Source organism: Streptomyces atroolivaceus (genome assembly GCF_000717025.1).
GTDB lineage: Bacteria > Actinomycetota > Actinomycetes > Streptomycetales > Streptomycetaceae > Streptomyces > Streptomyces atroolivaceus.
Map to the genome: position 1 here is coordinate 94,656 of NZ_JNXG01000021.1, position 22,161 is coordinate 116,816.

General features: G+C 70.9%; 20 protein-coding genes and 1 pseudogene. 10 read left to right on the forward strand and 11 right to left on the reverse strand.

What is annotated here, in order from left to right; genetic code table 11:
- Window positions 1–26: 26 nt before the first annotated feature.
- The 3 genes from OO67_RS32030 to OO67_RS32040 all read right to left on the reverse strand — a co-directional run bounded on the left by OO67_RS32030 (window position 27) and on the right by OO67_RS32040 (window position 3,414).
- Entirely contained in the window at window positions 27–2,300 is a 2,274-nt protein-coding gene (locus OO67_RS32030) for an NHLP family bacteriocin export ABC transporter peptidase/permease/ATPase subunit (protein WP_078598402.1), read from the reverse strand.
- On the reverse strand, window positions 2,297–3,103 hold the full coding sequence (locus OO67_RS32035) for an HlyD family efflux transporter periplasmic adaptor subunit (protein WP_033305300.1): 807 nt from the start codon (window positions 3,101–3,103) through the stop codon (window positions 2,297–2,299). The genes OO67_RS32030 and OO67_RS32035 overlap by 4 nt, the downstream gene beginning before the upstream one ends.
- A gap of 83 nt (window positions 3,104–3,186) precedes the next feature.
- Window positions 3,187–3,414, reverse strand: a complete 228-nt coding sequence (locus tag OO67_RS32040) for a hypothetical protein (RefSeq protein ID WP_033305301.1) — start codon at window positions 3,412–3,414, stop codon at window positions 3,187–3,189.
- A 779-nt stretch (window positions 3,415–4,193) separates the two neighbouring features.
- Between OO67_RS32040 and OO67_RS32045 the strand changes: the two genes are divergently transcribed.
- The 4 genes and pseudogenes from OO67_RS32045 to OO67_RS32060 all read left to right on the forward strand — a co-directional run bounded on the left by OO67_RS32045 (window position 4,194) and on the right by OO67_RS32060 (window position 9,003).
- The gene (locus OO67_RS32045) at window positions 4,194–6,896 is read left to right on the forward strand and encodes a cellulose binding domain-containing protein (protein WP_382057264.1); all 2,703 of its coding nucleotides are present in this window, start codon (window positions 4,194–4,196) and stop codon (window positions 6,894–6,896) included.
- A 49-nt stretch (window positions 6,897–6,945) separates the two neighbouring features.
- Window positions 6,946–7,209 carry a hypothetical protein gene (locus tag OO67_RS32050; protein WP_033305302.1) on the forward strand — a complete coding sequence of 88 codons (264 nt, stop codon included), beginning with the start codon at window positions 6,946–6,948 and terminating at the stop codon, window positions 7,207–7,209.
- A gap of 424 nt (window positions 7,210–7,633) precedes the next feature.
- A pseudogene (locus tag OO67_RS32055) lies at window positions 7,634–8,193 on the forward strand (hypothetical protein).
- A gap of 120 nt (window positions 8,194–8,313) precedes the next feature.
- Window positions 8,314–9,003 carry a class F sortase gene (locus OO67_RS32060; RefSeq protein WP_033305303.1) on the forward strand — a complete coding sequence of 230 codons (690 nt, stop codon included), beginning with the start codon at window positions 8,314–8,316 and terminating at the stop codon, window positions 9,001–9,003.
- Between the two features lie 551 nt (window positions 9,004–9,554).
- On the opposite strand, the gene OO67_RS32065 is transcribed toward OO67_RS32060, so the two are convergent.
- Together OO67_RS32065 and OO67_RS32070 are read right to left on the reverse strand one after the other, a co-directional pair.
- Window positions 9,555–10,223 carry a DNA polymerase ligase N-terminal domain-containing protein gene (locus OO67_RS32065; protein WP_465269792.1) on the reverse strand — a complete coding sequence of 223 codons (669 nt, stop codon included), beginning with the start codon at window positions 10,221–10,223 and terminating at the stop codon, window positions 9,555–9,557.
- A 37-nt stretch (window positions 10,224–10,260) separates the two neighbouring features.
- Window positions 10,261–10,788 (reverse strand): DUF4232 domain-containing protein, encoded by a 528-nt coding sequence (locus OO67_RS32070; protein ID WP_033305305.1) that lies wholly within the window; start codon window positions 10,786–10,788, stop codon window positions 10,261–10,263.
- Window positions 10,789–10,980: 192 nt separating this feature from the next.
- Here OO67_RS32070 and OO67_RS32075 point away from each other — a divergent pair, with 192 nt between their 5' ends.
- Both OO67_RS32075 and OO67_RS32080 read left to right on the forward strand, forming a co-directional pair.
- Entirely contained in the window at window positions 10,981–11,901 is a 921-nt protein-coding gene (locus tag OO67_RS32075; protein WP_033305306.1) for a glycoside hydrolase family 16 protein, read from the forward strand.
- A gap of 53 nt (window positions 11,902–11,954) precedes the next feature.
- Complete coding sequence (locus OO67_RS32080) at window positions 11,955–12,947, forward strand: aldo/keto reductase (protein ID WP_033305307.1); 993 nt, start codon at window positions 11,955–11,957, stop codon at window positions 12,945–12,947.
- Between the two features lie 14 nt (window positions 12,948–12,961).
- Here OO67_RS32080 and OO67_RS32085 read toward each other — a convergent pair whose 3' ends face one another.
- From OO67_RS32085 to OO67_RS32100, 4 genes are all read right to left on the reverse strand, one after another.
- The gene (locus OO67_RS32085; protein ID WP_033305308.1) at window positions 12,962–14,164 is read right to left on the reverse strand and encodes a serine/threonine-protein kinase; all 1,203 of its coding nucleotides are present in this window, start codon (window positions 14,162–14,164) and stop codon (window positions 12,962–12,964) included.
- Window positions 14,165–14,405: 241 nt separating this feature from the next.
- A complete protein-coding gene (locus tag OO67_RS32090) occupies window positions 14,406–15,095 on the reverse strand; it encodes an HAD family hydrolase (RefSeq protein ID WP_033305402.1) in 690 nt (229 codons plus the stop codon).
- A gap of 24 nt (window positions 15,096–15,119) precedes the next feature.
- The gene (locus tag OO67_RS32095) at window positions 15,120–15,599 is read right to left on the reverse strand and encodes an Lrp/AsnC family transcriptional regulator (RefSeq protein WP_033305309.1); all 480 of its coding nucleotides are present in this window, start codon (window positions 15,597–15,599) and stop codon (window positions 15,120–15,122) included.
- Window positions 15,600–15,720: 121 nt separating this feature from the next.
- On the reverse strand, window positions 15,721–16,326 hold the full coding sequence (locus OO67_RS32100) for a GNAT family N-acetyltransferase (protein WP_078598406.1): 606 nt from the start codon (window positions 16,324–16,326) through the stop codon (window positions 15,721–15,723).
- Between the two features lie 281 nt (window positions 16,327–16,607).
- Between OO67_RS32100 and OO67_RS32105 the strand changes: the two genes are divergently transcribed.
- Window positions 16,608–17,693, forward strand: coding sequence for an amidinotransferase (locus OO67_RS32105; RefSeq protein WP_033305310.1), 1,086 nt, complete (start codon window positions 16,608–16,610; stop codon window positions 17,691–17,693).
- Window positions 17,694–17,883: 190 nt separating this feature from the next.
- Here the strand turns inward: OO67_RS32105 and OO67_RS32110 are convergent, their stop codons facing one another.
- Complete coding sequence (locus OO67_RS32110) at window positions 17,884–18,651, reverse strand: SDR family NAD(P)-dependent oxidoreductase (protein WP_033305311.1); 768 nt, start codon at window positions 18,649–18,651, stop codon at window positions 17,884–17,886.
- 131 nt (window positions 18,652–18,782) lie between these two features.
- Between OO67_RS32110 and OO67_RS32115 the strand changes: the two genes are divergently transcribed.
- Both OO67_RS32115 and OO67_RS32120 read left to right on the forward strand, forming a co-directional pair.
- Window positions 18,783–19,460, forward strand: a complete 678-nt coding sequence (locus OO67_RS32115) for a TetR/AcrR family transcriptional regulator (protein ID WP_106972855.1) — start codon at window positions 18,783–18,785, stop codon at window positions 19,458–19,460.
- Between the two features lie 83 nt (window positions 19,461–19,543).
- The gene (locus tag OO67_RS32120) at window positions 19,544–19,981 is read left to right on the forward strand and encodes a hypothetical protein (protein WP_244300396.1); all 438 of its coding nucleotides are present in this window, start codon (window positions 19,544–19,546) and stop codon (window positions 19,979–19,981) included.
- A 125-nt stretch (window positions 19,982–20,106) separates the two neighbouring features.
- On the opposite strand, the gene OO67_RS32125 is transcribed toward OO67_RS32120, so the two are convergent.
- Window positions 20,107–20,856: a TioE family transcriptional regulator gene (locus OO67_RS32125; protein ID WP_033305313.1), complete on the reverse strand. Its 750-nt coding sequence runs from the start codon at window positions 20,854–20,856 to the stop codon at window positions 20,107–20,109.
- A 58-nt stretch (window positions 20,857–20,914) separates the two neighbouring features.
- Between OO67_RS32125 and OO67_RS32130 the strand changes: the two genes are divergently transcribed.
- Window positions 20,915–22,126 (forward strand): erythromycin esterase family protein, encoded by a 1,212-nt coding sequence (locus OO67_RS32130; protein ID WP_033305314.1) that lies wholly within the window; start codon window positions 20,915–20,917, stop codon window positions 22,124–22,126.
- The last annotated feature ends 35 nt before the right edge of the window (window positions 22,127–22,161 follow it).

Genomic DNA, 22,161 nt, shown 5'->3' on the forward strand with positions numbered 1-22,161 from the left:
CCGCGACCGGATGTACGGATGCCACGTCAGTGCTCCCTGACCAGTTCGGCGTACGGGCCCCCGGCGGCCACCAGACTCTCGTGCCGGCCGCGCTCCACGACGGTCCCGTGCTCCAGGACCACGATCTCGTCGCTGTCACGCACGGTGCTCAGCCGGTGCGCGATCACGACACAGGCGCAGCCGCGCCGCCGCAGGTTGTCGATGATGACGCGCTCGGTCTCGGCGTCCAGCGCGCTGGTGACCTCGTCCAGGACCAGGATGCTGGGCCGGCGCACGAGTGCGCGGGCGATCTCCAGGCGCTGACGCTGCCCGCCGGAGAAGTTCCGGCCGTCCTGCTCCACCCGGCTGTGGATGCCGCGGGGGCGGCGGGCGACGACGTCGTACAGGGCGGCGTCCCGCAGCGCTTCGGCCACGGCCTCGTCCGGGACCGAGGGATCCCACAGGGCGACGTTGTCCCGGACCGTGCCCTCGAAGAGGAAGACGTCCTGGTCGACGAAGGAGACGGAGGCGGCCAGCGCACCCCGGGGTATGTCCTCCAGACGCTGTCCGTCGATGCGGATCGTGCCCTCCCAGGGACTGTAGAGCCCCGAGATGAGCCGGGAGACCGTCGACTTGCCGCTGCCCGAACCGCCGACGAGGGCCACCTGCTGACCCGGGCCCACGGACAGGGAGAAACCGGTGAGCAGGGGCTTGTCGAGCGGGCTGTAGCCGAAGGTGATCTCCTCCAGCGTCACGTGGCCCTTGAGCCGACGGGTACTCGCGGCCGGTTCAGGGCGGGAGTACAGCGCGTCGACCGGAAAGTTCTCGACGTCCTTGAGGCGGGCCACGTCGGCCGCGAAGTCCTGGATCCGGCCCGCCACCCCGTTGAGCCGGGTGACCGGCGCGGTGAAACGGGTCACCAGCGCCTGGAACGCGACGAGCAGACCGATGGAGATGTGCCCCTCGACGGCCCGCAGCCCGCCGATCCACAGGATCAGAGCGCTGTTGACCGTGGCGAGGGCGGGGGCGACGATGCCCAGCCAGGCACTCGGCACCCCGAGGCGCTGCTGCTCCTCCAGCGTCGTCGCGTGCTGTCCGGCCCACCGGCGGAAGTACCCGTTCTCCCCACCGGTGGCCTTCATCGTCTCGATCAGCTGGAGGCCGGTGTACGAGGTGTTCGTCAGCCGTGCGCTGTCCGCACGCAGCTTCTGGGTGCCCGTGGCCCTCAGCCGTACGACGATGCGCATCGCGACGACGTTGAGCAGCGCGATCCCCACCCCGATCACGGTCAGCTGCGGATCGTACGTCCACAGCAGGAACGCGTAGAGCAGGACGACGATGCCGTCCACCCCGGCCGCGGTGAGATCCCGGGCGAGCGTCTCGGCCACGGCGTCGTTCGACTGGAGGCGCTGGACGAGGTCGGCGGGGCTGCGCTGCGAGAAGAAGGTGACGGGCAGCCGGAGCAGGTGCCGGAAGAAGCGCGCGCTGCCCAGCGTCGAGGAGATGATGCGCCCGCGCAGCAGATTCGCCTGCTGCAGCCACGTCAGTACGACGGTCAGCGCGACCATGGTGCCCATCGCGGCGAACAGCACGCCCAGCAGCGAGGTCTGCTCGCCAATCATGAACATGTCGATATAGGTACGGCTCAGGGCCGGGAGCGTCGCCCCGACGGCCACCAGCAGCAGGCTGGCGAGCAGAGCGACCAGCATCGTGCCCGTGGTGCCGCGCAGCCGGGCCGGAAGCGATGCCATGACGCCGGGCTTCCGGCCGCCGCGACGGAAGTCCGCGCCGGGTTCGAGGACGAGGACGACCCCCGTGAAGCTGGTGTCGAAGTCCTCGGTGGGTACGAACCGGCGGCCCTTGTCGGGGTCGTTGATGTGCACGCCTCGCCGTCCGAGCCGGCGTCCCATGCCGTCGTACACGACGTAGTGGTTGAACTCCCAGAACAGGATCGCGGGCGCCTGGACCTCCGCCAGTGCCGCGGGCTCCATCTGCATGCCCTTGGCCTGGAGACCGTAACCGCGGGCCGCCTTGAGCACGTTGCTGGCGCGTGAGCCGTCCCGCGAGACGCCGCACGCGATCCGCAGCTCCTCCAGCGGCACGTGGCGGCCGTGGTGACCGAGGACCATCGCCAGTGAGGCCGCGCCGCACTCCAGGGCCTCCATCTGGAGCACCGTGGGAGTGCGTACGGTCTTCGTCCGTCCGGGCTTCGGCGCGGGACGTGACCGCCGCCTGTTGCCCGGGGCCCCCTCCGGGCGGTGCCTGCCGCGGCCCGGAGGCGGCAGTTGCTGGGCGGTGGGGGACGGGTGCGGGGCGGTCACGGGAGCAGCCAATCGATGGGGTGCTGGTCGGCGAGACGGATGGAGCCGGTGGCCAGGGTCATGGAGCCGATCGCGTACGGAGGGCCCTCGGCCGAGGACCACCGGTAGCCGGACTCGGTCGAGTCCGAGCGCTCGATGCGCACCAGCACCGCCGACGGCCGCCCGTCCTCGGAGAACTGCTTGCCGAGCTGGGCGTCGCCGAGGAAGCGGGCGATCTGCTGCTGGGTCTGCGCGGCCCTGCCGACCGCGGCCACCTTGCCGCGCAGTACCCCGTACTGCTGGGCGGGCACGGACTGGACGGTGAGGTCGACGGAGGCGCCCACCGGGACCGACGCGGCACTGCTGCCGGACACGTACAGCAGGACGACGAGTGGATCTTCGGCGCCGTCGATCCGTTCGACGCTCGCCACGTCCGCGCCCGTGGTGACCACCGCGCCGATCGTGGCCGTCACGGAGGTGAGCCGGCCCGCGTCGATCGTACGGACGACGCGTTCGCCCTGCTCCGTACGGACCTTGAGCAAGGGGGAGTTCCGGGGCAGCGTCTCGCCCTCCTCGGCGAGCACCTCGGTGATCTGTCCGGCGACGGGGCTCTGCAGGACGTAACTGCCGCGGGAATGGGTGAGGATGCCCGGCGCCTCGATCGTGCTGGCGACCGAGCCCGTCGCTGCCCAGAAGCAGGCTGCGGCCATCACGACGACGGTGACGCAGAGGACGAGCAGGCCCTGTGGGCGGGCGAAGCGCACCGGAAGGTCGAGCTGTTCGGGTGACTGCAGTTTGGAAAGGGCCTGTTGGCGGAACTGCACGGAACTCCTCCCTCACCTGTCAGCGGTCGGCACCGAGCCCCGGAACCGACGGGTTCCGGGGCTCGGTGGAGTACTGCCGTGTCTCAGAGACCGGCGGTCAGGCCGCCGGCCAGGCCGGTGACCGCGCCCGTGTTCACACCGGTGGTGGACTCCACGAGGCCGGTGACCGAGCCGACGACGCCGGCGACCGGGACGATGCCCTCGACGGTGCCCGTGACGTTGCCGAGCACGTTGCCGACGAGGCCGCCCGAGACGTTGTCGAGGTCGCTGTCGGAGATCTCGGCGGTCTCGACCTGGGGGGTGTAGTTCATGATGAGCGCTGCCCTTCGTATGGAAACTGCTTATATACGGGACCCCGTGTTGCGGCCTCCGTATGGCCCAGGATCAAAGCACGCCTCCGCCTCTTACAGCCAATCGAACTACGGCGGATCTGTGATTATCGGCCCGCTGTGATCGGCTTAAGTGCAGAAGTGTTCATTCCGTGGCGGCAGATCCTTCACGAGCTTCACCGGATGAATTCCGTGTCACCGCAACCCCGCGTCTCCCAAGTGGGGCACTCCCGCCCCAATCGCCCCCCACCCCCCTCCGGACCTGGTGGTTCGTGCCGAGTCGCGTGACCGGTGTGCGCATGCCGTGTGCAGGTTTCACCGATCCGGCTGCCTGGTAATTCCGGGCGCGGACGGGGCGGGTGGCTCGGCGGAGTTCGGCAGGTATCGGTATTCACGCCATTGTAAAAGGTGAGCGTGTTTCTCTTTTCTCCGGTCTCCGCCTGCGAATGAATGGCGTGTTTATGAAGCGGTTTCTGGTTCCGCGTGTTCAACGTGTCACGCCGCCTGCGGATATATGGAGAAGGTGTGAGCCCTTCGGTGCGCCCCTTTCGGGTTGCCGGGGGTGTGGAATGCGCGCCCTCGGGCCGTACGGGGGTGGCCCGCAAGGGAGTTGACTTGATTCATCCGATGAACCGGCTGCATCACCCTTCTCTGGGGCGACGCGCGGCGCTACCATCGGGATGCCTTATGGGAGCGCTCCCATCTCTGTGTCAGTCCCGTACCGCCGCTGTGCGGCGGTCCAGCTCGGAGAGGACGTTTCCGTGCGCTTCAGCGCCAGACCAATCGCCGCCCTACTGGCGGCACTTGCCCTCACCGCCGGGTTGTCGGTCACCGGCACCCCGGCCGTGGCACGGCCGGACGAAAGGCCCGCCGCGGCCGAAGCATCGGATGTGTCCATCGCGGCGGACACCTACACCTGGAAGAACGCGCGGATCGACGGTGGCGGTTTCGTACCGGGCGTCGTCTTCAACCGGTCCGAGAAGAACCTGGCCTACGCGCGCACCGACATCGGCGGTGCGTACCGCTGGGACCAGACGGGCAAGCAGTGGAAGCCGCTGCTGGACTGGGTGGACTGGGACCGGTGGGGCTGGTCAGGTGTGGTGAGTCTCGCCTCCGACACGGCCGAGCCCGACAACGTCTACGCCGCCGTCGGCACCTACACCAACAGCTGGGACCCGACCAACGGCGCGGTCCTGCGTTCTTCGGACCGCGGCGCGTCCTGGAAGGCGGCCACGCTGCCCTTCAAGCTCGGCGGCAACATGCCGGGACGAGGGATGGGGGAGCGGCTCGCCGTCGACCCCAACAAGAACTCCGTGCTGTACCTCGGTGCCCCCAGCGGCCACGGGCTGTGGCGGTCCACCGACTCGGGGGCCACCTGGTCGGAGGTGACCGCCTTCCCCAATCCCGGCAACTACGCGCAGGACCCGTCCGACACCAGCGGATACGGCAACGACAACCAGGGCATCGTATGGGTGACCTTCGACGAGCGTTCGGGCAGCGCGGGCGGCGCCACCCAGGACATCTACGTCGGAGTGGCCGACAAGGAGAACACCGTCTACCGCTCCACGGACGGTGGCAGCACCTGGTCCAGGATCGCCGGCCAGCCGACCGGATACCTCGCGCACAAGGGCGTACTCGACTCCGCGACGGGCCACCTCTACCTGACGCTGAGTGACACGGGCGGCCCGTACGACGGGGCCAAGGGACAGATCTGGCGGTACGACACGGGGTCCGGTGCGTGGACGGACGTCAGTCCCGTCGCGGAGGCCGACACCTACTACGGGTTCAGCGGCCTCTCCGTCGACCGGCAGAAGCCCGGGACGCTGATGGCGACCGCGTACAGCTCCTGGTGGCCCGACACCCAGATCTTCCGTTCCACGGACAGCGGTGCGACATGGACACAGGCGTGGGACTACACGAGCTACCCGACCCGCTCCAACCGCTACACCCTCGACGTCTCCTCCGTGCCCTGGCTCAGCTGGGGCGCCAACCCGTCCCCGCCGGAGACCGCGCCCAAGCTGGGCTGGATGACGGAGTCCCTGGAGATCGACCCGTTCGACTCGAACCGGATGATGTACGGCACGGGCGCGACGGTGTACGGCACCGAGAACCTCACGTCCTGGGACACCGGCGGCCAGTTCAAGATCACGCCCATGGTCAAGGGGCTCGAGGAGACGGCCGTCAACGACCTGGCGAGCCCGCCCTCCGGTGCGCCCCTGCTGAGCGCGCTCGGTGACATCGGGGGCTTCCGGCACACCGACCTCGACGCGGTGCCCGCCATGATGTTCACCTCACCGAACCTCGACTCCACCACCAGCCTCGACTTCGCGGAAGCTTCCCCCGGCACGGTCGTACGGGTGGGCAACGCCGACGCCGCTCCGCACATCGGCTTCTCCACCGACAACGGTGCCAACTGGTTCCAGGGCTCCGAGCCCGCCGGGGTCACCGGCGGCGGCACGGTCGCCGCCGCGGCGGACGGCAGCGGGTTCGTCTGGAGTCCGGACGGAGCGGCCGTGCACCGCACCACCGGTTACGGCAGTTCCTGGACCGCCTCCACGGGGATCCCGGCGGGGGCGACGGTCGAGTCGGACCGGAAGAACCCGAAGAAGTTCTACGGGTTCAAGGCCGGCACCTTCTACGTGTCGACCGACGGCGGAGCCACGTTCGCCGCGAAGGCGAACGGGCTGCCCGCAGAAGGCAACGTGCGCTTCAAGGCCCTTCCCGGCTCGGAGGGCGACATCTGGCTCGCCGGCGGCGCCTCGACGGGTGCGTACGGGCTCTGGCGCTCCACCGACTCCGGCACGAGCTTCACCAAGTTCTCCGGCGTGGAGCAGGCCGACAGCGTCGGCTTCGGCAAAGCGGCTTCCGGGGCCTCGTACCAGACCGTCTTCGTCAGCGCGAAGATCGGCGGGGTGCGCGGCATCTTCCGGTCCACGGACGCGGGCGCCAACTGGACGCGGATCAACGACGACGCGCACCAGTGGGCATGGACCGGCGCGGCGATCACCGGGGACCCCCGGGTCTACGGCCGGGTGTACGTCTCCACGAACGGCCGGGGAATCCAGGTCGGCGAGTCATCCGACACCGGTGGCGGAGGCACGGACCCGGACCCCGACCCGGACCCGACCGACCCGCCGGCGGACGCCGACTGCTCGGTGACGTACAAGGTCACCAATCGGTGGTCCGGCGGCTTCCAGGCCGAGGTGACGGTCACCAACACCGGCAGCACCGCCTACGACGGCTGGCAGCTGGGCTGGTCCTTCGCGGGAGACCAGAAGGTCACCCAGATGTGGAACGCCTCCCACCGCCAGGACGGGGCGAAGGTGACCGCGACGAACGTCGGCTGGAACGGCAAGGTGGCGCCCGGCTCCTCGGCGGGCTTCGGCTTCACCGGCACGTCCACGGGCGGCAGCACCGATCCGAACGCCTTCACTCTGGGCGGTGAGGCCTGCACCGTCGGCTGAGGCCCGCGGGCCGGCGCGGGGAGCGGTTCCTCCCTGCGCCGGCCCACGCGTGTCGTTCGACGAGGCGGCGGCTGCGGCAGCGGAGGCGGCGCACGGTCTGCTGAACGCCTGCGCGGTGCCCGCCCCGAAGCTGGCCACACCCGCACTGTGCCTGCCCGCCGTGCGGGACGGCCTCGACGAGTTCCGCCGTGTGTACGGCGCGCGGGGCGGCGAGGCGCTCCTCGTACGGCCGGACGGTCATCTCGGACTGCGTGTCACCCCGGCTTCGAGCCCGGAACTCCCCGCACACCTGGACATGCTTTTCGGGAGGTGACGGAGGGGAGGGGCGGGGACGAGCCGCCGACCCGGCGCGGGGCCCCGCAGGCGCTCCTGTCGGGCCCCGCGCCGTCCGTCGACGAGGTCGGCCTCCCGGCCGGAGCCCTCACCGTGGCCGGCGCGCCCCACCCAGGTGTGGTCGATGATCGTGTCGCCGTGTCGCCACACTGTGATCCCCGCGAGCGCAGAGGCCCCTTACCCGGATGATCGTCCTGCCCCAAACCTCCCCCCGGCGTGGCGTGCCGTCCAACGGGTGACATCTGGCTCCCTGTCACACGATGAGCCCACGACGTCGCTCGATTGCGCCCTTCCCGAGTGGTGCGCCTCCGGATTTCGGCTGACGGTGGATCACGTCGCACCCGTGATCCGATGAGCCGACAACCAGCCGGCCAGCGCGGGGGTGGCGAAAGGACTGTGTATCCATGCGCTCTGCCCGCACCCTGTTCGCATCGGCCGCCGTCACGGCGGTCCTCGCGGTCTCCGTCCCCGCCGCTTACGCCGTGACATCGGCGGACGACTGGGACAAGGACAGCGGTTCCTCCGCCAGCAGCAACGACGACCGTGAGAAGCCGGACTCGTGGAAGCACGGGAAGCCCGAGGGCGGTGTGCACGCCGGTGGCGGTGCGCTGGCCGGTCTGTCGGCTGACGAGTGGGAGAAGGACAAGGACGAGGACAAGGACAAGGAGTCCGGGTCCGGCAGCAACGACGACCGTGAGAAGTCGGACTCGTGGAAGCACGAGAAGCCGGAGGGCGGTGTGCACGCCGGTGGCGGTGCGCTGGCCGGTCTGTCGGCTGACGAGTGGGAGAAGGACAAGGACGAGGACAAGGACAAGGACAAGGACAAGGACTCCACACCGGCGGTGGAGCGATGGCGCTCTCCGGCAGCGGCCTGGCCGCCGGTTCGGTGCTGATGCTCGGAGGCGTGGGCGCAGTGGCGTACAAGCTGCGCCGCCGCAACGCCTCGGGTGCCGCGGCCGCCTGACCGGCCACCACACCGCTGAACGACCTGTGTCGTGGCCGCCGCCCCTTTCCGGGGGCGGTGGCCGCGCCGATTTCCCCGCACAGCCGCCCGTTCCTCCCGTACGCGAAAGGCAGCATGCGCATGGCCGCCCCGCAGCCGTCCGATCCAGACACCGCCTCCCCTGCCCTCGGCCGTTCCCTGCTGTGGCCCGTCGCGGCGGTGGGCCTGGGCTTCCTCCTCGTATACAACTCCTTCGACGCGTCGGCGGGAGTCCCGCCCGCCCCGGCCGTGGTATCCCTCCCCGCGGCCTCGGCACCTGCCTCGGCCGCCCCGTCGGGGTCCGCCTCCGCCGCTCCACTCGGGATGCCCCGGTCCGAACCCAAACGGATCTCGATCAAGTCCATCGCTGTGGACGCCCCCTTCACGCCCTTGTCGGTCGGTCCCTCCGGACAGCTGGACGCGCCGCCCGCGAACGACGCGAATCTGGCGGGCTGGTTCAAGGACGGTGCCACGCCCGGAGAGCGTGGCACCTCTGTGGTGGCCGGGCACGTCGACACCAAGACCGGCCCCGCCGTGTTCCTGCTGCTCAGCACGCTCAAGGCAGGGCACACGGTGGACATCACCCGTCAGGACGGCTCCGTCGCCACCTTCAAGGTCGACTCGGTCGAGACGTTCAGCAAGGCGGACTTCCCGAGCGAACGAGTGTACGCGGACAACGGCACCGCCCAGCTGAGGCTGATCACCTGCGGCGGTGTCTACGACAAGAAGAAGAAGGACTACGAGGACAACGTGGTGGTGTTCGCGCACCTGGCGTCCACCAAGAACTCCTGAGGCGGCCCTGCTCCAGCCCTGACACGATTCCGCGTCCGTGTGCTCCGGTGCGGCCGACCCAGGAAGCACGCGGACGCGGAGCCCGCGAACGGCTGCGGAGACCTACGGCGCCCGCCTCCGCCGGAGCGGTCCGCCGCCCGGCGTCCGCACCTGCGACCGGTCCCGGCGGAGCGGTCCACCGTCCGGGGAGCTGCTGCGCCTGGTCCGTACGGGCGGCCCCGAGCAGATACGCAGAGCCCTCTCCCGCCTCGCGGAGGAGCACGGCGGCCGGGCCCCGGACCGGGACCCCGTGCTGAGGGAGGTCATCGGTGCACTGCCGTCCCCGCGCTGGTCGGTCTGCTCGACCACACGCATCCGGCCGTACGCGCGGAGGCCGCCGCCGGGCTCCTGCGGATGGGTGAGGCCACGATTCCCGCTCCACGATTCCCGCTCCGCGGCACGTCGTCAGCCACGCACGCCCGGACGAGCGCCCCCGCTGCACAGGTCTCCTGGAGCAGCTCACGCTCACCGGGACCGACGGCGGTCCGCAGCAGGAGTGAGTGCTCAGCGTCTCAGCGGGCGCTCTCCCACTCCGCGACGGCGACCTGGTGCAAGGTGCGGCCTGTGCGGGCCGAGCGGGCATGGTACGGATCGGGTGTGCCCGGCCTGTCGTGGACGGCCTGGCGGTCGTTGGCCTTGATCAGCGGCCAGGCCTCCGGCCCCCGGGTCCCGTCCTCCTCGTCGATACGGAAACGGGTGAGCGCGAATTCACCGTGCAGTTTGGCGCCGTCGAGCCAGAACGTGGCGTGCCCGCGCTCCAGGGACTCGGCGAACGGGACGGGGGCGCCCGCGAGGTCGTGACTGGTGGGGCGGTAGGTGCCCTGGTCCCAGACGATCACGGTGCCGCTGCCCTGTTCCTCCTGCGGAATGACGCCCTCGAACTCGCGGTACTCCAGAGGATGGTCGTCGGTCGGCACGGCCAGCCGTTTGTCGCTCGGGTTGTCCGACGGGCCGCGGGGGACGGCCCAGGACTTCAACACGCCGTCGACCTCGAGACGGAAGTCGAAATGCATACGCCGGGCGTCGTGGATCTGCACCACGAAACGCCGTGTGCTCTCGCTGTCCACGCCTGAATCCTTCCGCCGGTATGCGGCCGGACGATGCGCGCCTGCCCGGTCGAGGCCGCGCGGACCCCGCACTGTCCCTGTCTCCACTGTGCCGCCCCCGGCCGCGCGCCGCATGGCGGCGGCCGGGGGCGGAGCGCGCAGAGGCGGCCGGTCAGCCGGTGTGGCGCTCGAGTGCCGCGTCGGCCGCCGCGGTCGAGCGATGCCACCACGTCGTCACCGGTTCCCAGACGCGGACCCCGTCCGGCGCCCCGAGCGACGCGGCGTCGAAGGACCGCCCGCGGTGCGCGGGGTCCCCGGCGACCGTCAGCCGGTCCACCACCCGCAGCTCCGAGGCCGCCGGGTCCAGGGTGCGTACCGCGGCGTGGGCGGAGCCGCCGGCCGGGAGGCGGTACGCAGCGCTTCCGCCCTCGGGCACGGGCAGTGCGGGCCCGTCCAGATCCCCGAAGACGACGGTGGGGATACGGTCGACGGCGCAGGCCTGCCGCCCGTGGTTGGCGATGCTGATCCGCAGGGTCTCGGGCTGGTCGGAGGCGGCGGCGGTGACGTCCAGGCTGCTTTCCCGGCACGTGGGGAGAGGGGGCGCGGCGGCTGAGGAGGCCGTCGCGGTGCCGGCCGGAGCCAGCAGGGCGCAGGCCATCGCGAGAGTGGCGGGAAGGGCGACTTCGGTACGGATGCGCATGAGTTGTCCGTTCCCCGCGGCGGCGACTTCTACCCGTACCCGCCCGGTCCGGACCAGATCCTTGACGGGCTCGGGGGCACTGTCTTAAATCAAGTATTGAAAGATAAGCCCGGGGCGAGCGCGTCGTGTGTTCACCTCTCGGTGCTTTTCTGTCATGAGCATGACTGTCATCCCCCCACCCGGAAAGATGTGATGACCGTGCCTTCCCCCCATCACTCGCAGCGCCGCCCCTCGAGGAGGCGCCGCACCACGCTGTACACCGCCCTCACGCTGCTGTGCTGCTCCGTGGCGCTGACCGCACTTCCCGCCGGAGCATCGGCCGCACCCGACCCCCACACGGCTGCGTCCTCCACGGCTTCCGGCGGGGCGGCGGCCGTGGCCTTCGCCGACGAGTTCGACGGACCCGCGGGTTCCGCCGTCGACGGCGGCAAATGGCAGACGGAGACCGGCGACAACGTCAACAACCACGAACGGCAGTACTACACGGCGGGCAACAGCAACGCCGCCCTCGACGGCCAGGGCAACCTCGTCATCACCGCCCGCAAGGAGAACCCCGGCAACTACCAGTGCTGGTACGGGACCTGCGAGTACACCTCCTCCCGGCTCAACACCTCCGGCAAGTTCACCGCGACGTACGGGCATGTCGAGAGCAGGATGAAGATCCCGCGCGGACAGGGCATATGGCCCGCGTTCTGGATGCTCGGCGCCGACATCGGCAGCGTCGGATGGCCCAACAGCGGTGAGATCGACATCATGGAGAACGTCGGCTTCGAACCCGGTACCGTCCACGGCACCCTGCACGGACCGGGCTACTCCGGGTCCGGCGGCATCGGCGCCGGTTACACCCTCCCGGGTGGGGCCGCCTTCGCAGACGACTTCCACACCTTCGCCGTGGACTGGGCCCCCGACTCCATCACCTGGTCCGTCGACGGCACCGTCTACCAGCGGAGGACACCGGCGGACCTCAACGGCAACCCCTGGGTGTTCGACAAGCCGTTCTTCCTCATCCTCAACCTCGCCGTCGGCGGCTACTGGCCCGGCGACCCGGACGGCAGCACCAGCTTCCCGCAGCAACTCGTCGTCGACTACGTCCGGGTGACCACCGGCGACTGAGGTCCCGCGCGGGACCGGCGGCACCCGCAGCCGGTCCCGCGTACCGACGTAGCATGCTCCGTATGGAGCAGCGCACACTAGGCAGGACCGGCCGTGACGTATCGGTCGTAGGACAGGGCACCTGGCAGCTGGGCGGGGACTGGGGGGAGGTACGGGAGGCCGACGCCTTCGGCGTCCTCGACGCCGCGGTGGAGTCGGGAGTCACCTTCTTCGACACCGCCGACGTCTACGGTGACGGCCGCAGCGAACAGCTCATCGGCCGTTATCTGAAGGACCGCCCCGACGCGGACGTCCTCGTCGCCACCAAAATGGGCCGGCGGGCCGAACAGCTCCCGGAGAACTACGTCCTGGACAACTTCCGCACCTGGAACGACCGCTCGCGCTCCAACCTCGGCGTGGACACCCTCGACCTCGTACAGCTGCACTGTCCCCCCACAGCGGTCTACTCCTCGGACGCCGTGTACGACGCCCTCGACACGCTGGTCGCGGAGCAGCGGATCGCCGCCTACGCGGTGAGCGTCGAAACGTGTGCCGAGGCGCTCACGGCCATCGCCAGGCCCGGCGTCGCCAGTGTCCAGATCATCCTCAACCCGTTCCGCCTGAAGCCGCTCGACGAGGTCCTCCCGGCAGCGGTCGAGGCAGGCGTCGGGATCATCGCGCGCGTCCCGCTCGCCTCCGGGCTGCTGTCCGGCAAGTACACCGCGGACACGGTCTTCGCTCCCGGGGACCACCGCACGTACAACCGCCACGGCGAGGCGTTCGACCAGGGCGAGACCTTCTCCGGTGTCGACTACGGGACCGGCCTGGCCGCGGCCGCGGAGTTCGCCGGGCTCGCTCCCGAAGGGGCCACCCCGGCCGGCACCGCGCTGCGCTGGATCATCCAGCAGCCCGGCGTCACCAGTGTCATCCCCGGGGCGCGTTCGGTCGAGCAGACCCGTGCCAACGCGTCGGCCGCCGGGCTCCCGCCACTTCCGCAGAGCACCCTGGACGCGGTGCGCGACCTGTACGACCGCCGGATCCGTGCCGAGGTCCACCCGCGCTGGTGAGCCGGGCCGAAGGCTCAGCCGTCCTCGTCCTCGCCGCCCTGGGCGGGGTGACCCGACGGTTCGGCCGGCGGGGGCGACTCGAGCCCGGCGGTCGGGGAGGAGCCGGGATCCGGGGTGTCCGCCGTGCTGGTCTCCGGTGCGAAGAGGACCGTGCCCAGATACACCGCCGCCAGGAAGGCGATCGTCCCGGCCACGGCGCTCGCGACGCGTGGGCGGCGGCGGATGGCCTCCCTCGTGCTGATCCGGCGCGTGGAGGCCGATCTGGTCGCGGCTCTGGACGTCCGGGGCGCGGGGGCCGCCCGTCTGCGCCCGGTGGCCTGCGGCAGCCGGTATGTCGACACGCCCCCGGCGGCCGGGGCACCCGGACCCGCAGCCGGCGCGGGAGCGGAGGGGGCAGCGGGCCGCAGGGCAGCGGGCGGCGGGGCGGCGGGGGAGTGCTGCGGCAGCGGCTCGGGCCGCCCGCGCCACGCATCCGTACGGAACCAGTCGGAGACCTGCTGTGCGCTCGGCCGGTCCTCGGGCTGCTTGGCCAGCAGGCCCAGCAGGTACGAGTCGAAGGCCGGGGAGACGTCCACCCCTCGCTGTCTGACCGGCACCGGAGGCGTGTCCACGTGCTGGTAGAGCGTGGCGGTGGCCGTGTCCGAGCGGAAGGGCGGCTGCCCGACCAGCAGTTGGTAGATGACACAGCCGAGTGAGTACATGTCGGAGGCGGAGTCGGCCGTGCGGCCGAGGGCGCGCTCAGGAGCCAGATACAGGCTCGTACCGACGATGTGGCCGGCCGTGGTCAGCGCGGTGGAGGGATCGTCGACGAACTGTGCGATGCCGAAGTCCCCGATCTTCACGGACCCGTCGGCGTCCAGCATCAGGTTGCCGGGTTTGATGTCACGGTGGACGATGCCCTGGCGGTGCGCCGCCGCCAGACCGGCAGCGGCCTGACCGGCGATATGGGCGACCTGCTCGGGATGGACCGTCTCCTGAGCCTCCAGCAGATCCCCCAGGCTCCTGCCCTCGACCAGCTCCATCACGAGATAGAAGCGGTCCTCCCAGGAGCCGAAGTCGAACACGGCCACCAGGTGAGGGTGGCTCAGGCGCGCGGCCGTCTGCGCCTCGAGGCGGAAGCGCGCGGTCGACGAGGCATCGGCCTGGTCGCCCAGCAGCAGTTTCACCGCCACGGCCCGCCCCAGCACTTCGTCCGTGGCGCGCCACACCTCACCCATACCGCCACGGCCGATGGGGGATATCAGCCGGTACCGTCCAGCAACCAGCACCTGTGCACACCACTCTCGAATTGTGGACCGCTCCGACTGCCGCGGCGGCGACCCCATCGGGCTCATCGCCTCGGTACGGTGCGTCGGGGTGCGCGGCGTGATCAGGATATCCGTCCCCCGGACCTCCGTTCGCCCGGCCGGAGTCAGGGGCGCCGAATCCGGCCAGGCGATGGGCCGGCCCGGCCCGTTCTCATCCGGTGGAGAGCCAGTCGAGCAACGCCGCGGCGGTGAATTCCTCCTGTCCGCCCGGGAACAGCAGCTCAGCCTTCCCGAACGCCGCCCTGTCCGCGCTCGCCTCGGGGAGCGGAACCGCGACACAGCGCATCCCTGCAGCGTGGGCCGCCCGCAGGCCCGGGACGGCGTCCTCCAGCACCACACAGGAGTCGGCCGCCACGCCGAGCCGCCTGGCGGCCTCCAGGAACACGTCGGGCTCCGGCTTGCCGCGCGCCACCTCCTCCGCGGAGACGTACACGGGAAGGTACGCGTCCAGCCCCGTGACCGAGAGCGTGGCCGCGATCGCCGCCCTGGACGATCCCGACGCCACCGCCATCGGAACCCCGTCCCCGTGCAGCCGCTCGACGAGGATGCGCATCTCGGGGAAGGCGGTGGTGGAGGCGCCCGCGAGTTCCAGGTAGAGGGCGTTCTTGCCGGCCAGCAGTTCGTCGACCGGCGCCTCGATCCCGTACTCCTCGCGCAGGACGGTGAGAGTCTCACGGGTGCCGATGCCGATGAAGCGCGTGTGGTTCTCCCAGCTGAAGTCCCGCACGCCGTACCGGGCGAGGAGGCGGCGCCCCGCCTCGTAGTAGTTCGGCTCGCTGTCGATCAGGGTGCCGTCGAGATCGAAGAGGACGGACGGTGCCGGGAGGCGTGGGGTCTTCATGACCTCCAGCATGCCCGAGGCCGGTCAGCCGGGGCCGGCAGCCCGCCCCACCGCTTCGACCAGCGGCAGGAGCCGGTGCGCCACGCGCTCGCGCAGAGCAACTTCCGTCCGGGTCCTGACCACGCCGGGGAGCTGGATCAGCTGCTGGATCACGTCCTCCAGGTGCCCGTTGTCACGGGCCACCACGCGGGTCAGCAGGTCGCCGCCTCCGGTGGTCGAGAACGCCTCGATGATCTCCGGGACGGCTGCGAGCGCGTCCCCCACCTCGTCCAGATGCCCCTGGGTGACCTCCAGGTGGACGAAGGCGAGTACCGGGTGGCCGAGCGCCGCGGGGGAGAGAGCAGGGCCTGTGCCCGTGATCACCCCGTCCCGCTCCAGGCGGTCCAGACGGGCTTGGAGAGTGCCGCGTGCCACGCCGAGGATGCGCGCGTACTCACGCACGCTGGTGCGCGGCTGCTCGATGAGCAGCCGGAGGATGCGGGTGTCGAGGGCGTCCACCGCCATGTCCGGCTGTGCTCCTCCTGGCTCGGTGATCAGTGGCCGGCCCAATCTACCCACGGCGGGGCGATGGCGGTGGCGCGGCTCCCGGCCGGCCCCGGGTCCGGCCGGGAGCCCCGCCACCAGGTCAGGCGTCCCAAGCACGCGGGCGGTCCAGGGCCTCCCATTCCGTGCGGAGGAGCGAGGACACCGCGAGGTCGTGGCGGCGGCCGCGATGAAGGCAGGCTGAGCGGCTGACGCCTTCGCGCACGAAGCCGGATCCGGAGAGGACGGCGAGGGCGGGGGCGTTGTCCGTGTGGGTCCGTGCCGTGAGGCGGTGCATCGGGAGTTCACCGAACGCGAGGTCCACCAGAGCGTCGAGGGCGTGACGACCGTGGCCTCGTCCACGGTGTTCAGGGGCCAGCATCAGCTCGATCCGTGCCGAGCCGTTGACGATGTCCTGGCCGCTCAGCGCGATGTGACCGACGGTGGTGCGGTCAGGGAGCAGGACGACGAGGAAGTCGTCACGGTCGTCGTCGTCACCGTCACGCTCGATGCGCTCGCGCATCGCGGTGACGGAGCGCGGCCAGATACCGATCTCATGAGCGGCTACAGGGTCGGAACGCCACCTGTGCAGGAGCTCGGCGTCATCCGTCTCGACCGCAACGAGACCGACCGACCTGGCACGCCAGACGATCTGCCTTCCGCTCTCTGATTCCCGCTCGTCGTCCGCGTAGTCGATGGCATCGGTCATGGGCGGATGCTAGGAGGTGCCCCGGAGGCCTGGCCACCGTATTTTCGGTGCCTCGGCGTCGGCGTGGGGGCGTACGACGGCCTGCGTGGGGACGTACGACGACCGGCGTGGGAGCCCGCGGCCGGCGGGACGGGAGCGTCCCCGGCCCTTCTTCCCGGAGCTGTCTGCCCGGCCACCGTGGGCCCGCCCTCTCGTTTGACGGGGCTGTGCGAGCGTGTTTGCTTTGAGTGGTGAATACAAGGCATCGGGTTACTGCCGTTCCGTGACCGAAAGCAGTTGATATGGCTCTCGCTTCGCCGGTGAATTCACATAACGAGTGGGACCCGCTGGAAGAGATCATCGTCGGAAGGCTCGACGGAGCGACCATCCCCTCCAGCCATCCGGTCGTAGCGTGCAACATCCCGCCCTGGGCGGCACGGTTGCAGGGCCTCGCCGCGGGTTTCAACTACCCGCGCCGACTGGTCGAGCGGGCACAGACCGAACTCGACCAGTTCGTCGAATTGCTTCAGTCCCTGGGCGTCACGGTCACACGCCCGGACGTGGTCGACCACCGGCAGCGCTTCAGTACCCCGCACTGGTCGTCGCGCGGGTTCTGCAACACCTGCCCGCGCGACAGCATGCTCGTGATCGGCGACGAGATCATCGAGACCCCGATGGCCTGGCCGTGCCGGTACTTCGAGACCCACTCCTATCGTGCGCTCCTCAAGGACTACTTCCGCCGCGGTGCGCGCTGGACGGCGGCGCCGAAGCCGCAGCTCACCGACGAACTGTTCGACGGGGACTTCCGTATCCCCGATGACGGCGAGCCCATGCGCTACATCCTCACCGAGTTCGAGCCGGTGTTCGACGCGGCGGATTTCGTACGCGCGGGACGCGATCTGTTCGTCACCCGGAGCAACGTCACCAACCGCATGGGCATCGACTGGCTGCGCCGCCATCTCGGGCCCGGTTACCGCATCCACGAGATCGAGAGCCGCTGCCGCACCCCCATGCACATCGACACGACGTTCCTCGTGCTCGGTCCCGGCAAGGCGCTGGTCAATCCTGAGTACATCGACGTCGACCGTCTGCCGGCAGTGCTGAGCTCGTGGGACATTCTGATCGCCCCCGAGCCCGACCCGATCGACGACCGGCTACTCAAGATCACCTCGCTCTGCGGCAAATGGCTCAGCATGAACATTCTCATGGTCGACGAGAAGCGGGTGATCGCGGAAAGACGTCACACGGGCATGCTGCGCGCGCTGGAGAAGTGGGGATTCGAGCCGATCCCGTGCGACCTCCTGAACTACGCGCCGTTCGGAGGCTCGTTCCACTGCGCGACGCTCGACGTCCGGCGTTGCGGCACGCTCGAATCCTATTTCGACTGACCGGGCTGCTCCGAACAGGGCGCAACGCGCCGCGTCCGGAGCAGCGATCGCCGCCGGATGCCGTCAGCGGGGCCCGGAGGGGGTATCCGGGGCCTCGTTCCTCTCAGGGGTGGGAGCAGGGGCGGCGACGTCGCAACCGTCCGGCGCGGGCCGTGGGCGGGTGCGAGGTGCTGAGGGGCCGGCGAGGGCCTCAGACTGCCGACCAGCCGTTGTCGACGGGGAGGATCGCGCCGTTGATGTTGCCGGCCGCGTCGGACGCGAGGAAGACGATCGCCGCCGCCTGCTCCTGGGCCTGCGAGGGCGAGCCGACGTTGCCCATGTAGGGGGCGAGGGCCGCCGGTCCGTGCGCGTTCCGGTCCGCTTCGACCCGGATGTTGGTGATGGTCCCGCCGGGGGCGATGGCGTTGGAGCGGATGCCCTTGTCGCGGTACATGACCGCCAGCGACTTGGTGAGCCCGGCGATGCCGTGCTTGGACGCCGTGTACGCCGCACCCGCCGCGCTGCCCCTCAGGGAGGCCTCGGAGGCGGTGAAGACGACGGCACCCTTTCCGGCGGCGAGCATGTGCGGCAGCACGGCCCGCGTGAGGCGGAACGGAGCCGTGAGGTTGATGCCGATGACGCGTTCCCACTCGTCGTCCCCGGTATCGGCCGCCGCCGACATGGTGTCCATGACTCCGGCGTTGTTGACCAGGACGTCTATGCCGCCGAACGCCTCCACGGCCGTCGCCGTGACCTGGTCGACGACGGCCTGGTCCCGCAGGTCCCCGATCACGGTCACCGCGGTCCCGCCGGCCTTCGTCGCCTCCTCGGCGACGGCGCGGGCCGCCGCGCCGTCGACGTCGGCGATCAGTACCCGTGCGCCCTCCTCCGCGAACATCAGGGCGGTGGCCCGGCCGATGCCCGATCCGGCGCCGGTGACGATGACGCTGCGGCCCTGGCCGGTGGTGGTGACGCTCACGTGGTGCTCCTTGTGTTCGATGGCTGCGCACGCACGCTACCTTTTATGGCGGTCAGTGCCAACATGGCAATGAGTGCCGGAAAAGACTGTCGATACGATGGGCGCAGCTGAAAGGAAGGTGGCCGAAAACCGTGGAGGCCGTGCACGCCGGTGGGGCGCAGGAAGCGGCCTCGGCCACCGGAGAAACCGCGGTCGGTGGCAGCGCCCGCCTCGGGCGCCCCCCTCTGACCGAGCGTCGCAAGGCCGCGACCCGGCTGGAGATCGCCCGGGAAGCCGTACGTCTGTTCGCCGAACGGGGGGTCGCCGCGACGACCGCCGAGGACATCGCCGCCGCCGCGGGAATCTCGCAGCGGACGCTGTGGCGGTACACCTCGTCGAAGGAACTGTGCGTCAGCCCTCTGCTGACCTACGCGCTCGACTTCGTCACCGCGCTGATGAGGTCGTGGCCACGCGACCGGCCGCTGGCGGAGGCCGTCGTCGGGACCCCGTCCTCGCTCCCGGACACGGCGGCGGACACCGACGCGGAAGCACTGCGCGACCTGGTTCTCCTCACCCGTACCGAGCCCGGGCTGCGCGCCGTATGGCTCCAGGTCCACCACGACGCGGAGCTGGTCTTCGCCGAGGTCATCGCCGAGCGGACGGGCCACCGGCCGGACGACCTGGAACCAAGGGTGCAGGCGACAGTCCTCAACGGCGCGCTCCGCATCGCGGTCGAGCAGTGGGCTTGGAGCACGGACCCGCAGCGGGCTCCGCTGTCCCGCACCATCCACCGTGCGCTGGGCATCGCCCGGTCGGCGCTGTCCGGCTGAGCGGCAGCGCCCGTGCGCGACCCGGTCCTCCGACGTGTCCGGTCGCGCGGCTCGTCGTTGACCAGGGCATGAATCTGCGGTCCATGTCCCTCGCGCTCGTAGCCCTGCTGAGTACGGCCGGCTGCGTCTCCGTCCAGAGCGAAGGGGGGAGGCCGGCGCCCGCTGCCGTGCATTCCGGCAACGCTCCCGCCGCGCAGGCGTCGACGCCACCCACCGCGCCCCCGGCGGTCCACGACGCACTGGGGAAGGCCGAGGGGCAGCCGGAGCGCGCGAGCGGGAAGAAGCGGAAGGAGAAGGAGGAGGGGGTGCGCGCACCGGCCCGGCGCGCGGGGGCGGTCCCACCGCCGGTCCACCAGGACGCGCGGAACCAGCCGCGACGCGCGGCCCCCGCACTCCCCGAGCCGCCGCGCCGGCCGGGCACGCCCCGTCAGACCTACGACATGCGTACCGTCTGCGCGTCGGGCAAGGGGGTCGCGTCCGCCGACGTCGTCGCCCTGTGCCGCACCGCGTACGGCCGTTGACGGCGGGGGCCTCGAGGTGGGCGGGCGGCAGGCTCATGCCGCCGCGCACGTGGGCACCCGCGGCCCCTGGGTGGTCCGGCTGCGCCCTCCGGGTGGTACCTCTCGGCCGGGCGGCCACCGGAGTGTCACCCGCGCCGGCGTAGGTACGCCTCCAGCTCCGCGGCCCCGTTCAGCATCGCCCGCGCGCGGGCCGAGAGCCGACGGTGCCAGTCGCGCAGCGCGGTCTCCAGCGGTTCCAGGCCGCCGGCCGCCCGCACCTGCGCGATCAGCGGCGCGATCTGCTCCAGCAGGTAGCCGCCCCGCCTGAGCTGGTGGGCCAGCCGGGCGTCCCGTACGTCGGCCTCGTCGTAGACGCGGTACCCGGTCCGCGGGTCACGGCGCGGGCGCACCAGTCCGGCGCGCTCCCATGCGCGCAGGGTCGCGGGCCGGATCCCGAGCTTCCCCGCCAGCGGCCCGATGAACGTGTCATCGGGCCGGGACGCCGCGGTCGGCCGGGATCCCGCACCGGGCCCGGACGCCGTGATGGGCCCCAGGTCGCGGAGTGCTCTCTCCACGGCCTGGAGGGTCCGCCGGTCGTCGGCCAGCTGGGCGTGACTCTCGTCGATGAGGCGGAAGGCGTCGTCGGACGTGCCCTGGTTCACGGCCCGCATGATCGACGTCGCCGTCCGGTGGCCGTGGCCCGGAACCAGCGCGAGAAACGCGCGCAGGGCGCCGTCGTGCAGCGAGGTGTAGGTGCGGTAGCCGTGGGGCGTGCGACCGGCAGCCGGAAGGATGCCGGCCGCCTCGTAGTTCCTGACCGCCTGCGTGGAAAGACCGTGGCCGCGCGCCAGGTCGACCGGTCTGAGTCGGTCACTGCTTTGAAGGTTTCTCCCCATCAGACCGACGATATCGCGGCAAAGCTTCAACCGAAGGTTCAACGATACCGTTGAGGTCATGGTTACTGGCATCAAGGACACCACCCATGCCGTCGAGGCCGCCGCCGTCATGAGGCTGCTGCCGGCGAGGCCCCGGCTGCTCGCCCTGGGCGAGCCGACCCACGGCGAGGACACGCTGCTCGACCTGCGCAACCAGCTCTTCCGCCAGCTCGTCGAGCAGGAGGGGTTCCGGACGATCGCGATCGAGAGCGACTGCGTGATGGGCCTGGTCGTGGACGACTACGTCACCTCGGGCAAGGGCACCCTCGACCAGGTCATGGAGCAGGGGTTCAGCCATGGCTGGGGCGCCTACGGAGCCAACCGCGACCTCGTGCGCTGGATGCGCGCGTACAACGACGGCCGGCCCGCGTCCGAGCGGTTGCGTTTCGCGGGCTTCGACGGCCCTGTGGAGATCACCGCCGCAGCGAGCCCACGGCAGGCCCTCAGCGCCCTGCACGGCTACCTGTCGGCCTGGACGGACGAGGCGCTGCTCCCCTGCACCGCGGAAAAGCTCGGCCAACTGCTCGGCAGCGACGGCCGATGGACAGATCCCGCCGCGATGCTGGACCCGAGCCGGTCCGTGGGACAGTCGGCCGAGGCCGGCCGGCTGCGTCTGCTGGCCGACGATCTGGTGGCGCTGCTCGACGCGCAGACACCCCATCTGGTCACGGCGACGTCGCGGGAGGAGTGGGACCGGGCACGCCTCTACGGGCGCACCGCGACCGGTCTGCTGCGCTACCACCACTGGATGGCCGACGCGTCATCGGCCCGGATGACCCGGCTGGTTGGCCTGCGGGACCAGATGATGGCCCACAACCTTCTCGCCGTCGCCGATCGTGGCCCGGCTCTCATCCATGCCCACAACTCCCATCTCCAGCGGGCGAAGAGCTCGATGCGGATGGGCGGGACGCCGTTGGAGTGGTGGAGCGCCGGTGCGCTGGTGAGCGCCCGGCTCGGCGAGGAGTACGCCTTCGTGGCCACGGCCGTCGGCACGATCCGGCACCAGGGAGTGGACACCCCGCCGCCGGACACCGTCGAGGGCCTTCTGTACGCGCTCCCCGAGGACCGCTGCGTGATCGACGCCCCGCGGCTCGCCGCCCTCCTCGGCGAAGCGCGCCCCGCGCCCCGCGTATCGCCCTGGTTCGGCTACTCGGGCCTCGACCCGGCCCACCTGGCGGACAGCGAGGGGATCGTGTTCGTCAAGGACGTTCGGCAGAGCCCGGTGGGGTAGTTGCCGCTACAGGGGGCGGTCGTGGCCGGGCGAGG

What these genes read in the sequence shown, in the direction of transcription:
- OO67_RS32040 (WP_033305301.1), bottom strand. Translation starts at nt 3,414, where the DNA reads ATGAACTACACCCCCCAGGTCGAGACCGCCGAGATCTCCGACAGCGAC.
- OO67_RS32060 (WP_033305303.1), top strand. Translation starts at nt 8,314, where the DNA reads ATGGCCGCCCCGCAGCCGTCCGATCCAGACACCGCCTCCCCTGCCCTC.
- OO67_RS32065 (WP_465269792.1), bottom strand. Translation starts at nt 10,223, where the DNA reads ATGCGGCGCGCGGCCGGGGGCGGCACAGTGGAGACAGGGACAGTGCGG.
- OO67_RS32070 (WP_033305305.1), bottom strand. Translation starts at nt 10,788, where the DNA reads ATGCGCATCCGTACCGAAGTCGCCCTTCCCGCCACTCTCGCGATGGCC.
- OO67_RS32075 (WP_033305306.1), top strand. Translation starts at nt 10,981, where the DNA reads ATGACCGTGCCTTCCCCCCATCACTCGCAGCGCCGCCCCTCGAGGAGG.
- OO67_RS32080 (WP_033305307.1), top strand. Translation starts at nt 11,955, where the DNA reads ATGCTCCGTATGGAGCAGCGCACACTAGGCAGGACCGGCCGTGACGTA.
- OO67_RS32085 (WP_033305308.1), bottom strand. Translation starts at nt 14,164, where the DNA reads ATGGGTGAGGTGTGGCGCGCCACGGACGAAGTGCTGGGGCGGGCCGTG.
- OO67_RS32090 (WP_033305402.1), bottom strand. Translation starts at nt 15,095, where the DNA reads ATGAAGACCCCACGCCTCCCGGCACCGTCCGTCCTCTTCGATCTCGAC.
- OO67_RS32095 (WP_033305309.1), bottom strand. Translation starts at nt 15,599, where the DNA reads ATGGCGGTGGACGCCCTCGACACCCGCATCCTCCGGCTGCTCATCGAG.
- OO67_RS32100 (WP_078598406.1), bottom strand. Translation starts at nt 16,326, where the DNA reads ATGACCGATGCCATCGACTACGCGGACGACGAGCGGGAATCAGAGAGC.
- OO67_RS32105 (WP_033305310.1), top strand. Translation starts at nt 16,608, where the DNA reads ATGGCTCTCGCTTCGCCGGTGAATTCACATAACGAGTGGGACCCGCTG.
- OO67_RS32120 (WP_244300396.1), top strand. Translation starts at nt 19,544, where the DNA reads ATGTCCCTCGCGCTCGTAGCCCTGCTGAGTACGGCCGGCTGCGTCTCC.
- OO67_RS32125 (WP_033305313.1), bottom strand. Translation starts at nt 20,856, where the DNA reads ATGGGGAGAAACCTTCAAAGCAGTGACCGACTCAGACCGGTCGACCTG.
- OO67_RS32130 (WP_033305314.1), top strand. Translation starts at nt 20,915, where the DNA reads ATGGTTACTGGCATCAAGGACACCACCCATGCCGTCGAGGCCGCCGCC.